Genomic DNA, 20,265 nt, shown 5'->3' on the forward strand with positions numbered 1-20,265 from the left:
TTTACTTGACTAAACGTAGAAAAAGAGGCAGGGCCAAAAGCTGATACTTTTGGTCCTGCCTCTTTTTGGTGCTGCCATATTATTCGGCTAAAGCGTTCGACGACGGCCGGCTGAACGCCTGCCTAGCCTACTTGGCAAGCGGCTAATTCCGACCATTTAAGCCAATGATACTCTGGAAGCTAACCGCTATGCTCACACTCTCGAAATGCTACAAAATATTTTCCTGAATCACATCATGTAATCGCTCAAACAAAATGCCTTCACGCAAACCACTGGTTGAAAACATGATTCGATCTGAATCCAAATAATTCATTAATAGAATAACTGGAATCAAACCACCAACAATAATGTCAGCCCGTTCCTTGTTAATCCCAGGAACCTTTTTACGTTCCTCTAAATTCATTGCGATGATCCGTTCAAACGTCTCGTTGATCGAGTCATCTCGCAGCTGGTAGCCGTGGATATCATTGGTATCAAGGAGGTTATTAAAGCGGCGATTGATTTTAGCCAACGTCCGGTTACTGCCACCCAAGCCGATAATCGGCAGGTTCAGCCCATTTCTGAGCCACCAGACACTTTGAAAAATCTTATTCACAAAAAGCATCGCTTTAAAGACTTCTTTGGCCGAAATCTCGTCCGCCAAATCAAATTTCGCTGATAAGGTCACTGAACCAATTGGAATACTAATTAAGTTACTGACCTTGCCATTTTGGACCAAAACGATCTCCGCACTTGCGCCACCGGTATCGATGATCACCGCATTGGTTGCCGGCAGCGTCTCGCTGACGCCCACATAGTCAAAATACGCTTCTTTGGATCCTGAAATGACATCCAGATTAATTCCAATATCATTTTTAACTCGTTTTAAAAATTGCTTCTGATTGGTTGCTTGGCGAACAGCTGCCGTCGCCACTGCCTTAATCCTTAAGTGATCCAACTTGGAATAGATGTCCTTAAAGGACTTTAAAGCCGTTATCGTTCGTTCAATCGCCTCTGGCTGCAAAATTTTTTCAGCACCCATATTTTCCGATAAGCGGACGTACTGTTTTTCCTCAGCTACAGTCTCATACGTTCCATCACTACTAATACGACTAATCGTCATTCGTACCGAGTTGGAACCTAAATCAATCACCGCGAGATTTTCCATTACTGGTTGTCGCTCCCATCTTCATCATTGAACGGATCGGGCTGATTTTGTGGGCTCATCATCGGTTGGAACTGAGCACCACTCTTGGGACGTGCTTCACTTTGCTGGAGTTCTGTCAGTCTGGTTGCTTCGGCAGCAAACAGCTCTTGAGAATTCAACGGTTCACGTCCTCGTCGATCAACCCGCTTATAAACACCGTCTTTGTCCAACGTTCGAGTCTTAACATTATCATTCCACATTGTGTTATAGATGTCCACTACTCGTTGCGCCAGATCGGGCTGAAGAACTGGGAAAAGTTGTTCAACTCGGCGGTTTAAATTCCGAGTCATCAAGTCGGCACTTGATAAATAAACTTCCTGTTCCCCATCAAAATTAAACATATAAATCCGGCTGTGCTCAAGGAATCGCCCAACAATTGAATGAACGGTAATATTGTCACTGACCCCTTTAATCCCAGTCTTCAAGCAGCAGATTCCTCTAATAATCAAGTCAACGGCCACCCCAGCATGGGAGGCCTCGTACAACTTGGCAATCATGTCTTGATCGGACAACGAATTCATCTTCATTTGAACATGAACCGACTCGCCTTGCTTGGCGCGCTTAATGGCTTCGGATAATCGTTCGGTGATAAATTCTCGAATCCCGTTTGGTGAAATATGAAGTTGGTGGAAATAGGGTGGTCGAGAATATCCTGACAACATATTGAAAATGTTCGTCACGTCAATGCCAATATCCGTGTTGCAGGTTAAGAGCCCCAAATCGGTATAGAAGTGGGCGGTAACGTCGTTGTAGTTCCCGGTTCCCATATGAACGTAGCGGCGAATCCCATTTTCTTCCCGGCGAACAACCAGTGAGAGCTTCGAGTGGGTCTTGAGCCCAACGAGCCCATAGATAACGTGGCAGCCCATCTTTTCCAGCTGACGGGCCCAATGAACGTTATTTTCCTCATCAAACCGGGCCTTAACTTCAACCAAAACGGTCACTTGCTTCCCATTTTGAGCTGCTCTGCCAAGGTACTTGATGATTGGTGAGTCACCGGAAACCCGATACAGCGTCATCTTAATCGCCAACACTTCACTATCGATGGAGGCTTGACGGATAAATTCCACAACCGAATCAAATTTATCGTATGGGTGTTGCATCAACCAATCGTGTTTTTGAATCGCATCAAAAATATTATGATCCGAATCCAGTGCTTGCGGTTGATATGGCTTGTATGGCTGGTATTTCAAGTCATCGTGGCCCACCACTTTGCCGGCAAGCTTGCTCAAAAATGTCAGATCCAGCGGACCATTAACTTCATACACTGAATCTTCGGCTGTCTGGAGCTCTTTAACCAGTCGCTTGCGCAGCTTGTTGCTAATGGTCGAATCGACTTCCAAACGAATGACTTGGCCATGCTCCCGCAATTTAAGCTGTTGCTGGACCTTCTTGAGCAAATCCGAGGTATCTTCTTCGGCGACATCCAAATCCATGTCCCGAATAACGCGGAAAATCGAAACTTCTTTAATCGTATAGTTGATGAACAGTTGGTCAACAAATTGCTTAATAATATCTTCAATTAAAATAAAATCATTATCATTGCCCGGAAGCTTGACGACCCGAGAGAAAATGCTTGGCACTTGAAGTGTCGCGTACAGGGTCTTGCCGTCCTCATCGCCCTTTTTATTCAAGCGAAGCGACAAGTTCAATGAATCATTATTAATGAACGGAAATGGCCGTGAACTATCGTCAGCCATGGGCGTCAAAACCGGGTACAGTTCATCATGAAAGTAACCCTTAATAAATTGATACTGTTGCGGCGTTAAATCGCCAACCTTCAGCAAGTGAATTCCGACCTGACTGAGCGCAGGTAATAACGAGCGGTTCAAGGTACTGTATTGTCGAACCAGCATTTCATGCGCCTTAACATTGACGTCTCGTAACTGCTCTTCGGCTGAACGACCGGATGAATCACGGCCATCCCATTTAACTTCAACTAATTTTGCCAGTGAAGCGACCCGGACCATGACCCATTCGTCCAGATTGCTCTGGGTAATGCCCAAAAACTTCACCCGTTCAAGCAATGGATTATTCTTGTCACGTGCTTCTTCAAGGACGCGCTCATTAAAGTCCAGCCAGCTTAATTCCCGGTTGTTATAGTACTTGGGATTTTTAAAATCAATTTTGTCTGTCATTTCGCTTTTACACCTCTTTGTTTGAGAACGGCTTCATATCCATATGCTTCGGTGAAGAAGTGACTCTTTTGGTTAAAGACCCAATTCTCATACGCCAGATTGGCATTGCTGAAGACGGTAATGACCACTTTGGATTCCTTAATCGAAACAGAAATCTTTTTGATTTTCTGCTGACGGTCATCGTCTAAGGCGTCAGCTAAACGCAAGATGGCAGCAAGCTTGGAGATCAAGCGCCGGCTTTCAGCAGAGATATGCTGGAAATGAATCAGATCTTCATTGGGAGTCGTGGAACTGTGGTAACGGGCAATCGCAGCGATGACGCGAATGTCGTCCCTGGATAAGCCAATAATTTCTGAATGTAAAATAATATATTCTGAATGTAAATAATGCTCATGAATCCCAACGTAATTGCCGACATCATGGAGAATCGAAGCGACTTGCAGCAAAATCCGTTCACGGCGCCCCAATTGATGAAGGGGCTTGAGCTGATCAAATAAGTGAAGGGAAAACTTGGTTACCAAATCTCGGTGAACCGGCTCAACGTCATAATGGCCAGAGATATTGAGGGCCATCTTGATAATTTCTGGTGTAAAGTCACGTTTGGAGTAGCCAAGTTCCGTTGAGGCTTGATTGACTAAGCCATCAACGACTCCCGAATTGGAAAACCCAATTTCAGCAGCGTTGGTTAAGCGTAAAATTCGTCGGGTTAGCAGCAGTTCCGGCAGTACCATCGGAATGTAATCGGAAGAAACCTGCAGTCGCTCGATCAAGAACTGATCGGACGCATCGACCAAATCGTCAACGAGTGAGATAAACTGACTGGCAGTGATAGTATCTCCGACATCAGCGTTTTCATAATTTTTAACCAGTTGTTGAAGCGGCAGCGACCCCAACAGAATAATCTTGCTTGGGGCGGCATCTGAAACCACACTTGATGGATGACCAATGTAAAAATCATTCAACTTGGAATCAATGTAGTCGTTCAATAACCCAATCGAACTTGGTGCAGTCTGGCGCAAGCTTTGCAAATCCTCGGCAATCTTGATTGGCCCTAAGGCAAAACTAGTGGCGTCCACAAATTTGCCTTTTTTGAATTCAGTAATCGCAGTATTTCCAGACGTAATCCCAACCAAAAAGACCGTCCGCTTTTCGTTTTGTTTATCGTTTCCCAATTCAATGGAAATATTCTGATTCCGAAAATAAGTCTCTTCATTAGATGAAAGCCATTCAATCGTCATTCCGGTATGGAGAAATAATTGATCGGCAATAAAATCTGAGTTCATCGCCTGATGAAGCGCACTACTTCCAAATAGCTTATAATTTGTCACACCATAATCGTTCAAAATCTGAACAAAACCCGTTAGCGCCTCGGACACTCGACTAACCGATTCATATTTGACCGGTTGGTCCTGATAAACATCATCACCAAGATTAATCTCTTTTTTGACGTGTTCCAAGGGTTTCAGACTCTTCAAATTCACAATTAACAGTTCCAAGCCTTGAACGTTCACCATGATAACGCCATAATATTTCGCTGCCATCTTCTTCACCTTCTGTGTGGATTTCCCAATTAAAAAACACCTAATCCCAAACTCTCTTATCAACGTAAGTATACAATATTTTATAAGACGTTGGCCGATTCAAATCGCTTAAATTAAAAGCTTTTCTGAATTTTGGTAAAACTAACGTCATCAAAGTCTAAAATTAACAATCGCTTTGTTTGACATCAAAACCCACAAGTTTGAAAATAACTCTGTATCAAATAATTCATCAAGAAAGAAGTGTATTTGATGACTGAACTTAATGCAGCAAACGCCGGAACATACAAGTTTGATGACCAATTTATTGTGAACCGACTCGGATACGGCACAATGCAGTTAACTGGTAAGGGTACTTGGGGACCATATTCGGATCCTGCTCATGCCGCTGATGTTGTGACCCGGGCAACTGAGCTGGGAATTAATTTCTTCGATACAGCCGACTCCTATGGTCCTTGGTTCGCTGATCGTTATTTGGCCGATGGACTGAAAGGTGCTGCCAACCGCGACAAAATTTTCATTTCAGATAAGGTTGGTCAAACACGTCAGGGTCCTGGCATTTGGACACCACATGGTGAACCCAATTACTTGAGACAGCAAGTTGAAGTCTCAATGATGACCCTGGGAATTGATCACGAAGATTTGGTCTTCCTTCACCGAATTGACACTCACTTCCCAATCGCCGAGCAAGTTGGCGAACTCAAGAAGCTGCAGGATGAAGGCAAGATTAAACACATTGGTTTGAGCCAAGTCACCGTGGATCAAATTAAAGAAGCCCAAAAGTACGCACAAATCGATGCGGTTGAAAACCTGTACAACGTTGGCAATCACAAGGATGATGACGTGGTCGACTATGCCGAGTCCCAAAACATGGCCTTTTTACCATGGTTCCCATTGGATACCGGAAAGCTGGTTGGAAATGACAGTCCGCTGAGTTCCATTGCCAAGAAGTATGGCGTCTCTGAAGCTCAGATTGCCTTGGCCTGGTTATTGAAACGTTCACCAAATATCCTACCAATTCCAGGAACCAGTTCGATTGAACATCTGGAAGACAACGTTGCCGCAGCAAACGTAACGTTAAGCGATGCCGATTTCGAGCAATTAAGTAACCTTGCAAAATAAAGATTAGGGTCAACAGAAGTCTGCTATTTAGCGCACAATTCAGCTAAGTAACCTCCAGACTGGTCGAAGCAAAACGGTTAGTTTTGCTTCGACCTTTATTTTTATCCATTAATAATGTTCAGTTCACAATAGTTATAACTCGCCTTTCTACTTTAGAATTGTTATAATCTAGATAGAAGATTAGAAACGATTGGAGGGCTCCCTATGAACAAACTATCGAACTATACACGGCTGATTGGCGTTTTGCTGGTTGGCGTAATTGCCTTGATACTGCAATTTGCTCTGAACTTGCCAATGTATGCGCAAATTGTCATTTCAACACTCGGATCCCTGATCGCTTTACTCATGTTCATTGACATGGTCAAAACATTGCGGTCCGGAAAATTTGGTGTTGACCTACTGGCAATCACTGCGGTGATCGCCACAATTGCAGTTGGCGAATACTGGGCTGCCCTGATCGTGTTGTTGATGCTGACTGGTGGTGACGCACTTGAAGATTACGCTGCCAACAAGGCGAATTCCGAGCTGCAGTCACTGCTGGAAAACTCGCCACAGTCAGCTCATCTGCTTAATGGCGATAATATTGAAGACGTCCGAATTGACCAAGTAAAGGTTGGCGATAGAATCGTTGTCAAACCCGGTGAAGTCATTCCAGTTGATGGGACGATTACTGAAGGCGTTACAACCGTGGACGAGTCCTCGCTGACCGGTGAGTCTCGTCCAATTGACAAAATGGTCGGCCAAACGGTCATGTCCGGCGCAATCAACGGCGACTCATCATTTGATATGATCGCCGATAAAACTGCCGATGACAGTCAGTACCAAAATATCATCCGACTGGTTAAGCAGGCGGAAAGCACTCCTGCCCATTTTGTCAGAATGGCCGACCGATACGCCGTCCCATTTACATTGATGGCCTACATCATTGCCGGGATGGCCTGGTATATTTCCGGCGATCCGGTACGTTTCGCTGAAGTGCTGGTTGTCGCCTCACCTTGTCCGCTCATTTTAGCCGCCCCAATTGCGTTGGTCTCCGGAATGAGCCGGGCCAGCCGAAGCGGGATTATCGTTAAAAGTGGAACGATCATCGAAAAATTAGGCAACGCTAAGACTTTTGCCTTTGATAAGACCGGAACGATTACCAAAGGGCATTTAACGGTTGACCAAGTGCACGCCGTTAACGGTTATACCAAAGAACAGGTGCTTTCGCTCGCTGCCGGAACCGAGCAGCAATCCAGCCATATTTTGGCCCGTTCACTGGTTGCTGCCATCCCTGATAAGATTCCAGCCGCCACAAACGTGATTGAAACAACTGCAGAAGGAGTTCAGGCAACCATTGACGGCAAGATTGTCAAAGTCGGCAAGCCCGCTTACGTTTCATCAGAGCACATCGATCCGCTCGACCAAACCACGGTTTACGTGTCGGTCGATGGAAAATACGTTGGCTACGTTTCCTTCTCTGACGAGGTCCGTCCTGAAGCCAAATCCGTAATGGATGGCCTTCACCAAATGGGCGTCGAACAAATCATGATGATCTCTGGCGACCGAAAACCAATCGCTGAAGAAATTGCTGATAGCGTCGGTATCGATAAAGTGTACGCGGAACGTCTTCCCCAAGAAAAAATTGCCGTTATTAAACAAGTTGACAAGAAGCTCAAGCCAATTGTGATGGTCGGCGATGGTGTCAACGACGCGCCGTCTCTGGCAACCGCCGATGTTGGAATTGCCATGGGTGCCCATGGGGCCACAGCTGCCAGTGAATCCGCAGATGCGGTCGTCCTCAAAGACGATTTGAGCTTAGTTGGAAAGGCCGTTAAAATATCAGACGACACCATGAACGTGGCCCGTCAATCAGTCTTAATCGGAATCGCCATTTGTACGATTTTGATGTTAATTGCCAGCTTCGGTGTCATCCCTGCAATCATTGGGGCCATGCTTCAAGAAGTGGTTGATACCGTCACCATTCTCTGGGCATTGAGAGCACGTGGCGGCGACAAGCCGGAAGCTGATTTGGTTCCTGCACAGTAAGCGAAAAATACAATAAATGCTTTCAATTTTATTCCTAATGGGGCTGTGACAAAACTAACGTTTTGCCAACAGCCCCTTGTTTTTTCAATTTTATATAGCCGGAACGCGTGCCAAAAGGCCGCTTCCTAGGCATAACCTAGAATAACTTTCCGAGCTTTTAGCTCAAAAAGTCATTCTAGGTTATGCTACGCCGGCCATGAAATGCCAAGCCTCTTTGGCGGAAGCAAACCCACCTTTTGGCACACTCCGATTTTTATGTCCACAGAAACTAATTTTTAACATCCAGTTAAGAAAGGTGATGTTTACTTAAGAAACAGGTAAGTTGTTAGCGCTTTCGCATTTGTGAGCGTACAATCCAGTTAATTCAAGAGAATCAGTCATGCTGTCCAACGTGAAAGACCAGGTGAAGCTGCTATGAAAAAAATAATTGGCTTGTTGCTGTCGCTAACCGTTGCGATTTCGATGGTAATTGACAGCTATATCGTGTTCTTTAATGGACCGAGACATTTATCAACAGCCCGTGAAAAATCCAGTCCAACCAAAACGACCACTTCAACCACTCAATCAAAAGCCTACAAAAACGGGACGTTTACTGGAAAAGACGTCAGTACTGAATGGGGAACTGTTCAGGTTCGGGCGGTCATTCAAGGTGGTAAATTAACGCAAGTAGACGTCCTGAAATACCCGGATTCAGAAGACCGTTCCAGACAAATTAACAGCAGAGTTCTGCCCACGTATAAACAAGAGGCAATTAAAGCCCAAAGTGCCAATATTCAACACGTTTCTGGTGCTACCGTTACCTACCGCGGCTTTAAAGGGTCTCTGCAAGATGCCTTAAATCAAGCCAAGCAAAGTAATCAACAGAACCAGCAACAGACTGGCAGGTGAGATGAGATGAAAACAACTAGTTATCCACTTAAAACAGCCGTGATCGATAAAATGACAATTCCATTTACCGTTCGCCTTGCGTTAAATGACGAGGCTCCCGAACTTAGCCAACTATTTAAAGAATTAATATCTGAAATCACTGCAGATTTGACAGACGTTGACGAGACTTTCTCACCTTTCAAATCAACCTCGTTGGTAACTCAATTTCGTGCCGGCGACGGTTCGCCGCTACTAACCTCAACAGCATTTGCCGAAGTCTTTAGTCTCGCCCAAATTGCTCGGCAAGAAACCGACGGCTACTTTGACCCGTTCTTTGATGGCAACTACAATCCGACCGGACTCGTTAAAGGTTGGGCGATCAATCAGATTTTTGATCAACGTTTGCGGCCATTGCTTGCTGATCCGGCTATCGTTGGCGTTTCATTAAATGGTGGTGGCGACATCGTGGTGGCCATTGATGAGCAGACCGACTTTCGCTGGCAGGTTGGCATTGAAGATCCCTTCGACGATACCATGATCTTGGGCCAATACGAGCTGAGAAATCAGGCAATCGCGACGTCGGGCATTAGCCGCAGAGGTGAACACATCAAACGAATGAGAAGTTCACTCCAGCAGGTAACCATCGTCAGCGACACACTCGTTTTCGCGGATACTTGGGCAACTGCCGGAATGGCAGCCGGAACCGAAATGCTTTTGAAGCTGATCGCAAAATATCAGTTAACCGGCGTCCTGGTTGACGCCCGCCGTGGACAGCTCCACTTTTCCGAAGGGAGCGTTCAATCATGGTAAAGTCCCACAACTACGCACTCGGGCTGACTTGGGCGATCATCTTGTTCGTCATCCCCCTGCCGATGATTCAAACACTCGCCGTTGGGCTGCCCGCCGCTTACGCTGACGAATTTCAAGCAATTTACTTTGGCGCGATTGCTTACGCTTGGATGCTGGTCGCCATCTATTTGAGCACACGACCCAAATGGCTGGACCGCCTCATCGGCTTGCCAAATATGTACCTAATTCACGGCATGATGAGTATCGCCGCCGTTTTCCTCGCCTACCTTCACCAAAGTCAGACGGAGTCCATGGGCTGGATTAAGACCACCGGGGACTGGGCATACTGGTTATTACTCAGCCTACTTGGCTACTCGCTGATTTTTATGGCGGGGTGGCTCTCCAGTCGAGTAAAAATCGTCCAGCTCGTTAAATCTTGGCTGGCCCCTTTATTTAAACACGAAGTTTCCATTTGGATTCACCGGCTAAATCTGGTCGCAACTGTACTGGTATTCATCCACGTCATTTTGATTAACTACGTTGTCGCGATCAAACCATTTATGTTTTGGTTCTATCTGTATAGCGGTCTGACACTGGTTAGTTACATCTGGTCAAAATACCAGAATTGGGTCAGAAATTCAAACGCTTCGTTGACAAATAATGTGGGAATCGCCGACAACGTTCGCGAGCTTGAACTGCAACCAAGCTCGAAGATTTCTGCACTTCCTGGAGATTATATATTTGTTTCATTTCCGACCATCAAGGGGCTGTCAGAACTACACCCATTTTCATTGGTCAACTCCCCGACAGATTCATCGAAGCTCATTTTAGCGATTCGCGGAGATGGCGACTTCACCCGGTCTTTAGATCAAGTTCAACCGGGGACGCCTGCTAAAGTGACCGGCGGGTATGGACGTTATCAACCCTTTTTAACCGAACATTCAGGGTATCAAAACATGGTTATTATTGCCGGTGGCATCGGTGTTGTACCGCTGCTCTCGATCATTGACAGCCATCCGGACGACAATATCCAGTTATTTTATACCGCGCATCGTCAGTCGGATTTGCTTTACCCAGAAAAGTTAGCCGACTGGCAGAAACGGCCAACGTTTCGACTTTTCCAGCAAGTTGGTCGATTTCAAGACGCCGAGGTTGTCCGTCAACTACCCAAGGACGGGCAAGACAACACCATTTTCCTGTTGGGCGGACCAAGTAAAATGACCCGGCATTGGCGGCGCGTTCTCCTCCGGAACGGCGCTTCATCCGGGCAAATTTATGCCGAAGAATTTGACTGGTAACGACCATAACTTGACAAATTTTCTGATTGCTTTATATTTGTAACGATAGCAGTAACGATATAATGAAGGAGGCAAACCAATGAGAATTCACGTTGTCATGCATAATAAAGAGACTGGTGAAGAATACTTAACATCAAAAAATCGTCGAAACAACCCCGATCGCTTGAAGTTAATGAAGTATTCACCAAAGTTGCGTAAACGAGTGTTGTTTGAAGAGAAAAAGAGCTAAATTCCAAATATTAAGACACTAAAAGCCGGAGAAAAGAAATCTCCGGCTTTTAGTGTCTTATAAACAAATTTCAATAATCCTTCTTTGACATCTCAATATTTCTTGTTGCCAGCGAAAGAAATTCAAGAAATTCAGGTTTGTCTGCCAATTGTAATTGGAGCTGTTTGATCCATCTCTGAACAAGTTTGCCATCACCACTGACCTCGAAAAAGTCATCCAAATCTTTTCGGAGTTGCCTTGGCGCGTTAGCAGAATCTTTTTTTGATTCAGGTACGACAACTTTATCATAGTAGAGTGCTGCGACCTCTTTTTTCCTATGTGGGTAAAGCTCAGGTAAATACTTTCGGATCATTGGTGCGCTATTATATTTTTTCAACTGGTCAAGCAGCTTTGAATACTCTTTTTCCGTTACTAAAATATCGCCAAACTCATAACGAGTGAGTTTCTTCTCCATTTCTTTTAAGAAGTTAGGATATATTTTCTCCCACAAGTTATCATCAATCATGATATTTTTGTAAAGTTCATAGGCATTTGTCTGGTGAGATAATACACGCTTCCTTAAAAGCGGAATCACCTTGGCCTTTTGATCAGACATCACATATAGTCCTGTAAGTGAATCATCCCAACGTTCTTTCTGCCAGGCATTATTTCTTGGAGCTTCAAGGAGAATCTTTTCAGCCTCGTCAAAGTTTTCCTGGGACTCCAGAAAAGAAACCCATTGCTGGCGAATATCATCAATATCCATATTTGCCGTTGCAATCTCTTTAGCAAGTCCTATCTGCCCAGTTTGAACGGCGATCATGATCCGCAAAATAATATGCTGCGTTTTTCGATCACCATTATCCCAAAAATCGGCATTTTTAACCAGTTTATCAGAAGCTGCAATCACTTCATCTGCGACATCTCGGGTGATCATCTCATGAATACTTTCGATGAATTCGTATCGTAAATTATCGTATCCCTGGAAGGCGTTGCTTCCAAATAGTTTTAGAGCTTGTTTTAAGTACTTCTTCTGCAATTTAACATTTAGGCGCCCAGCATACTGAAAAACAAATTCCTCCAAAGCATCGAACGTCTCTTCGATGGTTTGGAGGATGTCGTTATTTTCGTACGTGTTGTCACGATAGACGACCATCAAATTTTTAATGATTATCAATAATGATGGGAACCCCAGCTGGAATGGAACCTCAGCATGACCTGTGGGACCGATAATCTCAGTTAGGAAATCTAAAAAGAAGTGATTTAAATGCTGAATTTCAGAATATGTCCAACCTGATTCATTCCCAATACGAATTTCGTTCGAGATAACGCCCCTAATATGTCGAATTTCACTTTCAATTGCCTTTTCATCAACCTGAAGTTCTTCAGACGTTACACGTTCGTTCTGAGGAAAATCATATTGATCTTGCTCATCTGTTTTGACTTCCAGATCAACTGGCTGATTATTGAAAACCGCTAAAATCATCTGAGCCATTTGCGGATGAAGCGCGCTAAGGTTTAGTAATACCTTTTTCAACTCATCTGTCTTTGCCTGATTAATCTTCTTAAATACTTCTTGTTGTGGACTCTTGCCCATTGTTATTCCTTTGTGGAAACATTATTTAGGTGAATTGTATCATAATTTATTTACAGTTAATCAAAAAGGATAACATTTTTTTAGAACCAACCCTTTCTATAACTTGTTTGATTTTTCATACTCCATAAACTGATACAGCAACAACTCCATAATCACAATCAATGAAACGTGTGACGTCATGTCAATGCCACTAACCTTGAGTTCATCTGTAAATAAATACAAATTCTCATCACTCATATTTTGGATGGTATTATTATTGGCGCCGGTAATTGAGACAAGCATCGCGTACTGCCGTTGACTCTGGAGACTCTGGAGATTTTGAATAATTGAAATCAGCTCATCGTCTTCACCTGCATAGTCAAAAACAAAGATCACATCGTCCTTCTTGACGTTTCGATAGGCCAACCGTCTTTGGCAGTTTTCTTAACTGCTTTCATTTGAGCTTCGGCCGAAGCGTCCTTTGAAAGGATCGCATTGCCACCTAATGCAACAACAATTTTAGCCAATACGACTTCCTCCTATCTGCCAGATGGCACTTGTTGGGTGATGCAATGAATATTACCACCACCGAGTAAAATTTCGCGGGCAGGAACCCCAATGACTTTGCGATCCGGATACAACCGTTTCAGGGTTTCTTCTGCCTTTTGATCATTTGGATCGTTGAAAGTTGGAAAGACAATCCCACCATTTGCGGTGTAGTAGTTGACGTAGCTGGCTGCAAGACGGTCGCCTTCAAGACGCGGTAAGCTGCCGTCAACGGCGTCAACGCCTTCGCTTTCTTCTTTGGTGATCATAACCGGCTTTGGCACATACAGCTTTTCAACTTGAATCTTTCGACCACGGGCATCCGTTGCGTTGCTCAAAATGTCGTAGTTTTCCTTTGAAATTTCGTATTGTGGGTCATTCTTGTCATCAGTCCAAGCTAAGGCAACAACCCCAGGCTTCACAAAGTTAGCGATGTTGTCAACGTGACCGTTGGTTTCATCCAAATAAATGCCCCGCTTGAGCCAAATCACCTTATCCAGGTTCAAGTATTCTTTTAAAACATTTTCAATTTGTTCTTTTGATAATTGTGAATTTCGACCTTTGGAAAGCAGGCATTCTTCGGTCGTAATCAAGGTTCCTTCACCATCAACGTGAATTGATCCGCCTTCCAAAATGAAGTCGTCCAAACGGTAACGGTCGGCGTGCTCAAGTTCAGTGACTTTTTGAGCAACCCGGTCATCCTTATCCCATGGGAAGTACAGGCCATCAACCAGGCCGCCCCATGAGTTGAAGGTCCAGTCAACGCCGCGAAGTTCGCCTTCGTCATTGACCACGAAGCTTGGGCCACAATCACGGATCCAAGCATCGTCACTGGAGATTTCAATCACTTCAACGTTGTCGGGTAACATATGACGCGCGTTGGCATACTGCGCATCGGAAACGCCAACTGTGACGTGTTCAAACTGAGAAATTGCTTTGGCAACATTGACAAATGTATGCTGTGCGGGTTTTGCGCCATTACGCCAGTTGTCCGGTCGTTCTGGCCAGAGAATGTAGACACCCTTATGATGTTCAAATTCGCCGGGCATTCTGAAGCCGTCTTTTTTAGGTGATGATTGTACAGTTTTCATCGTATTTTGCTCCTTACGTTAAATCGAGTTGTTGGTTTTCACTTAAAAATATACAACATTTTAAAAAAGGGAACCCCGGACCGGGTTCCCTTTTTTGTGATTATTTGTCTACTTTGTACCATTATTATGCCATATGATTTGCTGCGCCGTCAATTCAAACACTCTTAAACCAAACTCAAAGAGATGCATCAATTCGCTGCTTTAATTTGAATCGCTGTACTTTGCCACCGGCATTCATTGGCAACTGGTCAATTTGAATAAATTGCTTTGGAACCTTATAGTGAGCCAATCTTTGGCGGCCAAATTGAATGAGTTCCGGTTCAGAAATTGGTTGATTCCCTACCACAAAGGCGACAGGGCGTTGACCCCACTTTGCGTCATCAACGCCAACAATCGCAATTCCATCAACGTCGGGACGTTGCAGATAAACCGATTCAATTTCATCGGGGAAAATGTTCTCACCACCAGAAATAATCATGTCGTCGATCCGTCCATCAATATATAAAAAGCCGTCGCTGTCAAAATGGCCAATATCACCTGTCCGATACCACCCATCGGCGGTCAACTTGTCAGGTAATGCCTGGGGTCGATTTAAATAACCAACCGTCAGTGCCGGTGTTTTCAATAACACTTCCTGATTTCTTTCTGCTAATTTAAGTTGGGTCAAAAACAGCGGTTTGCCGACAGAACCAATCCGTGAATCGGCATCTGCATCATTTAGGGCAACAATCTGCGAACAGGTCTCCGTCATGCCGTACGATTGAACAACCGGAATTTGTAATTGACGACAGTCCTTCAACGTTTCAAGGTCAATTGGCCCGCCGCCCAGTAACATGCATCTAAAATACGGGTTATAAACATTGCGCTGGTCACGCCGCAAATCCAAGAGCTTTTTGAGCATATAAGGCACAACCGAAATTGTCGAAATCGGTTCGGTGGTTAAAATATGGTCAACGACAACCGGGTCAAAGTGGTCAATCAGCCGGACCGTCATCCCATAAATCAACCCCCGCATCATAATCGAAAAGCCACTAATGTGAAAAATTGGCACTGCACAAAGCCATTCGTCATGTCCAGTCAACCCAAGGTTAAGCGATGATGAAACGGCTGAGGCAAAGTGGTTGCCAAAGGTTTGCATCACGCCCTTTGGTGCACCAGTCGTTCCCGACGTGTACATAATACTTGCGACATCTGCGTTGTTAAACTGGTCCACCAATTGATGGGGCTGGGCATCGCTTTGCTCCAGCGCACTGAATTTCATAAATGGGGCCCGAAAATCGGATCGCCAAAGTGCATCGTCGACCAAACACACCGCTGCTTGACTGTCGGTTAGTTGACGGCCAATTTCTTCATCTGATAAGCGCCAGTTAATCCAAACAATCGTCTTTCCAGTGCCTAAAACCGCCAGTGCCATCAGATAGCCGGCCAACGAATTTCTAGTCATCATCGCAACCCGCTTGCCTTTTACGGCAGGAGATGCCAGCAATTTCCCAGCAGTCACTTCAACTCGTGACTTCAACTCAGCAAACGTGAGCCGCGTCTGGCCATCATCGACCGCAAGTTTGGCTGGTGAAATCAGTGCTTGTTTTAAAATCCAATTATCCAACGCCTTCAACCTCTTTATGGAAATTTGGGGAACTGGTCGAAGTCCGGCTTGCGCTTTTCATTAAAAGCATCCCGGCCTTCTTTTCCTTCGTCCGTGGTATAAAATAACATCGTCGCATCGCCACCCAGCTGCTGGAGGCCAGCCAAGCCATCTGTGTCAGCGTTCATAGCCGCCTTGATAAACCGCAGGGCAGTTGGGGACTTTTGTAGGATTTCGTAACACCAATCAAGGGTTTCGGATTCAACGTCTTTAAGCGGCACCACTTTGTTGATCCAGTTCATTTGAAACGCTTCTTCAGCACTGTAGAAATGATTTAGGAACCAGACTTCTTTGGCCCGTTTATGGCCGATCACCCGGGCTAAATAACCAGAGCCGTAGCCTGCGTCAAAGCTGCCGACTTTCGGTCCGGTTTGGCCAAACTGCGCATTGTCGGCGGCAATCGTCAAATCACAAACCAGCTGAAGAATATTTCCGCCGCCGACTGACCAACCCTTTACCATAGCGATGACCGGCTTAGGGATAATTCGAATTAAGTGCTGAAGGTCGAGCACGTTTAACCTTGCGATGTGGTCTGGGCCAACGTATCCGCCGTTACCGCGAACACCTTGGTCGCCACCCGAAGAAAAGGCCTTGTCGCCCGCACCGGTTAGGATAATGACCCCAATTGTGCTATCATCACGACAGATATTAAATGCGTCAATCATTTCTTGGATGGTGACCGGCGTAAATGCGTTCATCTTTTCAGGTCGATTCATGGTAATTTTGGCAATTTTATCTGCCCGTTCAAAAATAATTTCTTTGTATGATTTAACTGCTTCCCATTTAACTGAAGTCATTTGTTTTTATCCTTTCAACCATGGAGTGTGAATAAATTGTCTAATTTAATTGAATTGCTGGGGATTCAAACCGTTTCCGTCAGCAAAACTAAAGTTATTATATCACTAGAAGTCACTGATTCTGTCAAACAACCGTATGGCATCGTCCACGGCGGGATCAACTCGGTCCTGGCAGAAACGGCGGCCTCGATTGGGGCAAATGGGCTCCTCGACTCGGACCGATATGCGGTCGGCATTAATATCTCAACTCAACATTTAATGCCGGCCAAATCAGGGACCCTGGTGGCGACCGCGGAACCGCTGCATGTCGGCAATCGAATTCAGACTTGGCAGGTAGAAATTGCGAATAACAACGTTCTGACCAGTACCAGTGTGGTCACATTGACGACGCTCAAAAAATAAGTGTAGACTAAACAGCGGTTAGCTTCCAGAGTAAAAGAAAAGGTTCGGAGATGAACAAAGGCGTTCATTGCCGAACCTTTTTACTTTTCCTTTTACCTAGCGAAAACGTGCTTCGATGGCCGCAAACAGTGTGCAGCGCCTAGTCCTGTGGACGACGCAACTGATGCTAACTTCTAAGGGGAATTCAACCAAAGCCCCAAGTTCCGGGGCTTTGCTTAAATCCCCCTTAGAAACCGCATCACCCGTTGCTCGGCGCACTACTTGATGAAGATGTTCGTTTTACCTTTCCTTTTACCTAGCCAAAAACGTGCTACACAAACCAGCTTTCTCCGCTTAGTCCAATAACGGCCTTTAACGCAAAACCGCGTTAAAGGCCGTTATTACACTAATGCTCGAAAGCTAATCGGTTTGCTTCGCACTCTCCGTCATTTTTCCATCCATTATCTGATAGACCTTATCCGCATACTCCAACAATCGGGTATCATGCGTTACGACCACAACCGCCTTATCTCGTTGCTTTGCCAAGTCTTGGAACAACTGGCCTACCTCTTCAACCTTTTGACTGTCCAGCGCCGCCGTTGGTTCATCCGCCAACACAATATCCGGGTTGGCATACAGCGCTCTGGCAATCGCCACCCGTTGCGTTTGACCTCCCGACAACTGACCTGGGAACTTGTCGACCAAATTGGAAATCCCCAATTGCTTCAACAAGCCCGCCAAGTCTTCTTTGTTCAAGTTGCCTTGACGCTTAACTTTATCAACGAATTCAAACTGTTCTTTCACTTTTAAATACGGTACCAAATTATATGACTGAAGGACAAAACCGATTTGGTTCAATCTTAACTTATCTCGTTGGGCCTTGGTTAACTGTTCAACCGCCTTTCCCTCAACTTCTACCGAGCCGGACGTTGGTGTTTGAAGACCACCGGCAATCGTCAAGAAGGTACTCTTGCCCGATCCGGATGGCCCAACCACCAAAATCAATTGGCCCCGATTGGCCGAGAAATCAATGTCGTGTAATACGTGGACCCGGCTGATGCCGCTTCCGAAAATTTTATTTATCTTTTTTAATTCAATAACTGCCATGATTAACCTCCAATCACACTCACTGGGTCGACGGTTGCAATCTTCTGGGCTGGGATGGCGGCACCGATGACTCCCATAATCATCAGGCCGATTGAAATCCAAATCAGAACCGGAATGTTAAACGCCATTGGCACACCAACTGGAATCAACGACCCCGTCAGTGCCGCAATCACACCACCAAGAACCACTCCTGAAGCCATCAAGATGACTGATTGACTGGTAATCGTAGAGACCAGTGCCCGGGCTGGAATCCCTTGTGCTCGCAGAACTGCATATGTCGGCAGCGCCTGCATCGTTAAAATGTATAGGAATACCGCAATTAAGACCAATGAAATAATCATCAAAAATCCGATCATGAATCCAAAGGTCGTATTTTGTGCGGAATATCCCGGTAATTTATTAGTGAATTCACTCATTGAATACGTCTTTAAATTGGAATTATGGGCGTTATACTTGGCGTTTCGTGAAACAATCGCACTTCCGGCCACGGGCACGTTACCCATCCCCCGGATTGCCTTCCACGATGGCAGCGTGCCGTAAATCACAGGTGAAATGTTTAACTTGGCGTTTTTGGTAAAACCAACAATTTTAAACTTTTGGCCAAACGAGTTTAACGTCAACTTATCACCGATCTTATAGCCCGATTCCTGAAATTTCTGATCAACTACGACTTCATGCGCGCCTTTAAACTGATGACCAGAAGACACCTTCAAGTCTTTGTATATAAAGTCGCTCTTTCGCGTACCCATAAATAATGCAGAAATCTTTTCCTTGCCCTTGTACTTGGCAACCACTGGGGTTGTACCAATCAGCGATTCCTTAGACGTCAGGTTGTCTTTTTTAGCCTGCGCATTCGTAATCGTTGATTGTGACAAGTTAATGTTTGAATCCTTATTCAAGACAATGCTCTTGGCATCCCACGTCTCAATCGCCTGCGTATTTTCGCCGGCAAGTCCAAATGCCAGACTGGTTAAAATGAAGATCAGATACGCAATCAAGGTGACCATGGCGATAATCAGTCCATACCTCAATTTTTCGTGTCTGATTTCTTTAAGCGCTAAATACATTATTTCTTCCCCTTCCCTGCTAACAGATTTAATGCCTCAGCCAATCTTTGCATGACAATTGGCTGTTCCTTTGGATTAATGACGATTTCTTTGATGGCTTCGTGGCTTAAAATCATAGTTGCCCATTCCTGTGAGCTCACCGTTGTCGGATCAACATTGTCCTGTGAAACCAGCGATTCGTTCTTCATCAAATGCATCTTGATCAAGCCAAAATACTGGCTGTCCTGGGCCCCTTTGACGAAAGCCTCGACCTGATTCAAATAAAATTGCGGATCAAGCTGGCCACTGGCTTTGTTGTGGATATCGCTGTGAATGTCCTGCATTGCAATGCCGTACAAATATTTATAAGCATCAATTAAATCATCAAAATACTTATAAAAAGCCCCTCTCGCAATGCCGGCTGTCTTCACAATCGGTGCAACTTGCGCAATTGCCAGCGGCTGTTCGCTAAATTCTTTTAGTAGTGCCTGTCGAATCTTGGTCTGCTTTTCGTTACTTAAATGAGTAAAGGTTGTTGATACCATGTTTTCCTCCCACATGACGCCGTGTCATTAATCTATGAACCGAGTATAATACGTGAGTGACATCGTGTCAACAATTTAGCTTGGAAATGTTTCGGTACCATGTTTGGGTGCGTAAAAAGGCCAAGGCAACGGGTTTGCACTGTGGTTGTCTTGGCCTTTTGGAGTTGCTTTGCTGTTATTTGGATGTTGATTTGTTTAATGATCTGCTGTTATTTGGATAAAACGTGTTCCGACGACCGCAAACGACGTGCAGCGTCTAGCCCTTTAGACGACGCAACTGGCGCTGCTCGTCACACTCTGAAATTCCATCTTGGATATTGATTTGCTTAGTGATCCCCTGCTATTTGGATAAAATGT

The 20,265-nt window shown here is 45.0% G+C and carries 18 protein-coding genes and 1 pseudogene; 7 read left to right on the top strand and 12 right to left on the bottom strand.

What is annotated here, in order from left to right:
- Positions 1-208: 208 nt before the first annotated feature.
- Genes ppx through FC51_RS10710 form a run of 3 tightly spaced genes read right to left on the bottom strand, consistent with a single transcriptional unit; the run spans position 209 to position 4,865 of the window.
- Positions 209-1,147: an exopolyphosphatase gene (gene ppx / locus FC51_RS10700; RefSeq protein ID WP_057909902.1), complete on the bottom strand. Its 939-nt coding sequence runs from the start codon at positions 1,145-1,147 to the stop codon at positions 209-211.
- On the bottom strand, positions 1,147-3,324 hold the full coding sequence (locus FC51_RS10705; RefSeq protein ID WP_057909901.1) for an RNA degradosome polyphosphate kinase: 2,178 nt from the start codon (positions 3,322-3,324) through the stop codon (positions 1,147-1,149). The genes ppx and FC51_RS10705 overlap by 1 nt, the downstream gene beginning before the upstream one ends.
- Positions 3,321-4,865, bottom strand: coding sequence for a Ppx/GppA phosphatase family protein (locus FC51_RS10710; RefSeq protein WP_057909900.1), 1,545 nt, complete (start codon positions 4,863-4,865; stop codon positions 3,321-3,323). Before FC51_RS10710 ends, FC51_RS10705 begins: the two co-directional genes overlap by 4 nt.
- Before the next feature lie 249 nt (positions 4,866-5,114).
- Here FC51_RS10710 and FC51_RS10715 point away from each other — a divergent pair, with 249 nt between their 5' ends.
- From FC51_RS10715 to rpmG, 6 genes are all read left to right on the top strand, one after another.
- Positions 5,115-5,984, top strand: coding sequence for an aldo/keto reductase (locus tag FC51_RS10715; RefSeq protein ID WP_057909899.1), 870 nt, complete (start codon positions 5,115-5,117; stop codon positions 5,982-5,984).
- 204 nt (positions 5,985-6,188) lie between these two features.
- Entirely contained in the window at positions 6,189-8,012 is a 1,824-nt protein-coding gene (locus FC51_RS10720) for a heavy metal translocating P-type ATPase (protein ID WP_057909898.1), read from the top strand.
- A gap of 414 nt (positions 8,013-8,426) precedes the next feature.
- Positions 8,427-8,900: an FMN-binding protein gene (locus FC51_RS10725; RefSeq protein ID WP_057909019.1), complete on the top strand. Its 474-nt coding sequence runs from the start codon at positions 8,427-8,429 to the stop codon at positions 8,898-8,900.
- A 6-nt stretch (positions 8,901-8,906) separates the two neighbouring features.
- Positions 8,907-9,689 (top strand): FAD:protein FMN transferase, encoded by a 783-nt coding sequence (locus FC51_RS10730; protein WP_057909020.1) that lies wholly within the window; start codon positions 8,907-8,909, stop codon positions 9,687-9,689.
- A complete protein-coding gene (locus FC51_RS10735; RefSeq protein WP_057909021.1) occupies positions 9,683-10,966 on the top strand; it encodes an FAD-binding oxidoreductase in 1,284 nt (427 codons plus the stop codon). Before FC51_RS10730 ends, FC51_RS10735 begins: the two co-directional genes overlap by 7 nt.
- A 79-nt stretch (positions 10,967-11,045) precedes the next feature.
- Positions 11,046-11,195: a 50S ribosomal protein L33 gene (gene rpmG, locus FC51_RS10740; protein ID WP_057909022.1), complete on the top strand. Its 150-nt coding sequence runs from the start codon at positions 11,046-11,048 to the stop codon at positions 11,193-11,195.
- A 70-nt stretch (positions 11,196-11,265) separates the two neighbouring features.
- On the opposite strand, the gene FC51_RS10745 is transcribed toward rpmG, so the two are convergent.
- From FC51_RS10745 to menB, 6 genes and pseudogenes are all read right to left on the bottom strand, one after another.
- A complete protein-coding gene (locus FC51_RS10745; RefSeq protein WP_057909023.1) occupies positions 11,266-12,771 on the bottom strand; it encodes a hypothetical protein in 1,506 nt (501 codons plus the stop codon).
- Positions 12,772-12,867: 96 nt separating this feature from the next.
- The gene (locus tag FC51_RS10750; protein ID WP_235806485.1) at positions 12,868-13,146 is read right to left on the bottom strand and encodes an SIS domain-containing protein; all 279 of its coding nucleotides are present in this window, start codon (positions 13,144-13,146) and stop codon (positions 12,868-12,870) included.
- A gap of 35 nt (positions 13,147-13,181) precedes the next feature.
- Positions 13,182-13,277 (bottom strand): annotated as a pseudogene (locus FC51_RS12295) (carbamate kinase); the annotation flags it as partial.
- A gap of 12 nt (positions 13,278-13,289) precedes the next feature.
- The gene (gene aguA / locus FC51_RS10755) at positions 13,290-14,387 is read right to left on the bottom strand and encodes an agmatine deiminase (protein ID WP_057909024.1); all 1,098 of its coding nucleotides are present in this window, start codon (positions 14,385-14,387) and stop codon (positions 13,290-13,292) included.
- Positions 14,388-14,562: 175 nt separating this feature from the next.
- Positions 14,563-15,993 carry an o-succinylbenzoate--CoA ligase gene (locus FC51_RS10760; protein ID WP_057909025.1) on the bottom strand — a complete coding sequence of 477 codons (1,431 nt, stop codon included), beginning with the start codon at positions 15,991-15,993 and terminating at the stop codon, positions 14,563-14,565.
- Between the two features lie 14 nt (positions 15,994-16,007).
- A complete protein-coding gene (gene menB / locus FC51_RS10765; RefSeq protein WP_057909026.1) occupies positions 16,008-16,829 on the bottom strand; it encodes a 1,4-dihydroxy-2-naphthoyl-CoA synthase in 822 nt (273 codons plus the stop codon).
- Between the two features lie 36 nt (positions 16,830-16,865).
- Here menB and FC51_RS10770 point away from each other — a divergent pair, with 36 nt between their 5' ends.
- Positions 16,866-17,231, top strand: coding sequence for a PaaI family thioesterase (locus tag FC51_RS10770; protein WP_057909027.1), 366 nt, complete (start codon positions 16,866-16,868; stop codon positions 17,229-17,231).
- Positions 17,232-17,630: 399 nt separating this feature from the next.
- Here the strand turns inward: FC51_RS10770 and FC51_RS10775 are convergent, their stop codons facing one another.
- The 3 genes from FC51_RS10775 to FC51_RS10785 are packed head-to-tail and all read right to left on the bottom strand — an operon-like array spanning position 17,631 to position 19,908.
- Positions 17,631-18,317 carry an ABC transporter ATP-binding protein gene (locus tag FC51_RS10775; RefSeq protein WP_057909028.1) on the bottom strand — a complete coding sequence of 229 codons (687 nt, stop codon included), beginning with the start codon at positions 18,315-18,317 and terminating at the stop codon, positions 17,631-17,633.
- 2 nt (positions 18,318-18,319) lie between these two features.
- Positions 18,320-19,384: an ABC transporter permease gene (locus tag FC51_RS10780; protein ID WP_057909029.1), complete on the bottom strand. Its 1,065-nt coding sequence runs from the start codon at positions 19,382-19,384 to the stop codon at positions 18,320-18,322.
- Positions 19,384-19,908: a TetR/AcrR family transcriptional regulator gene (locus FC51_RS10785; protein WP_057909030.1), complete on the bottom strand. Its 525-nt coding sequence runs from the start codon at positions 19,906-19,908 to the stop codon at positions 19,384-19,386. The genes FC51_RS10780 and FC51_RS10785 overlap by 1 nt, the downstream gene beginning before the upstream one ends.
- Positions 19,909-20,265 lie beyond the last annotated feature (357 nt).

The sequence above is a fragment of the Lentilactobacillus parabuchneri DSM 5707 = NBRC 107865 genome, from assembly GCF_001435315.1.
In the GTDB taxonomy this organism is placed as follows: Bacteria; Bacillota; Bacilli; order Lactobacillales; family Lactobacillaceae; genus Lentilactobacillus; species Lentilactobacillus parabuchneri.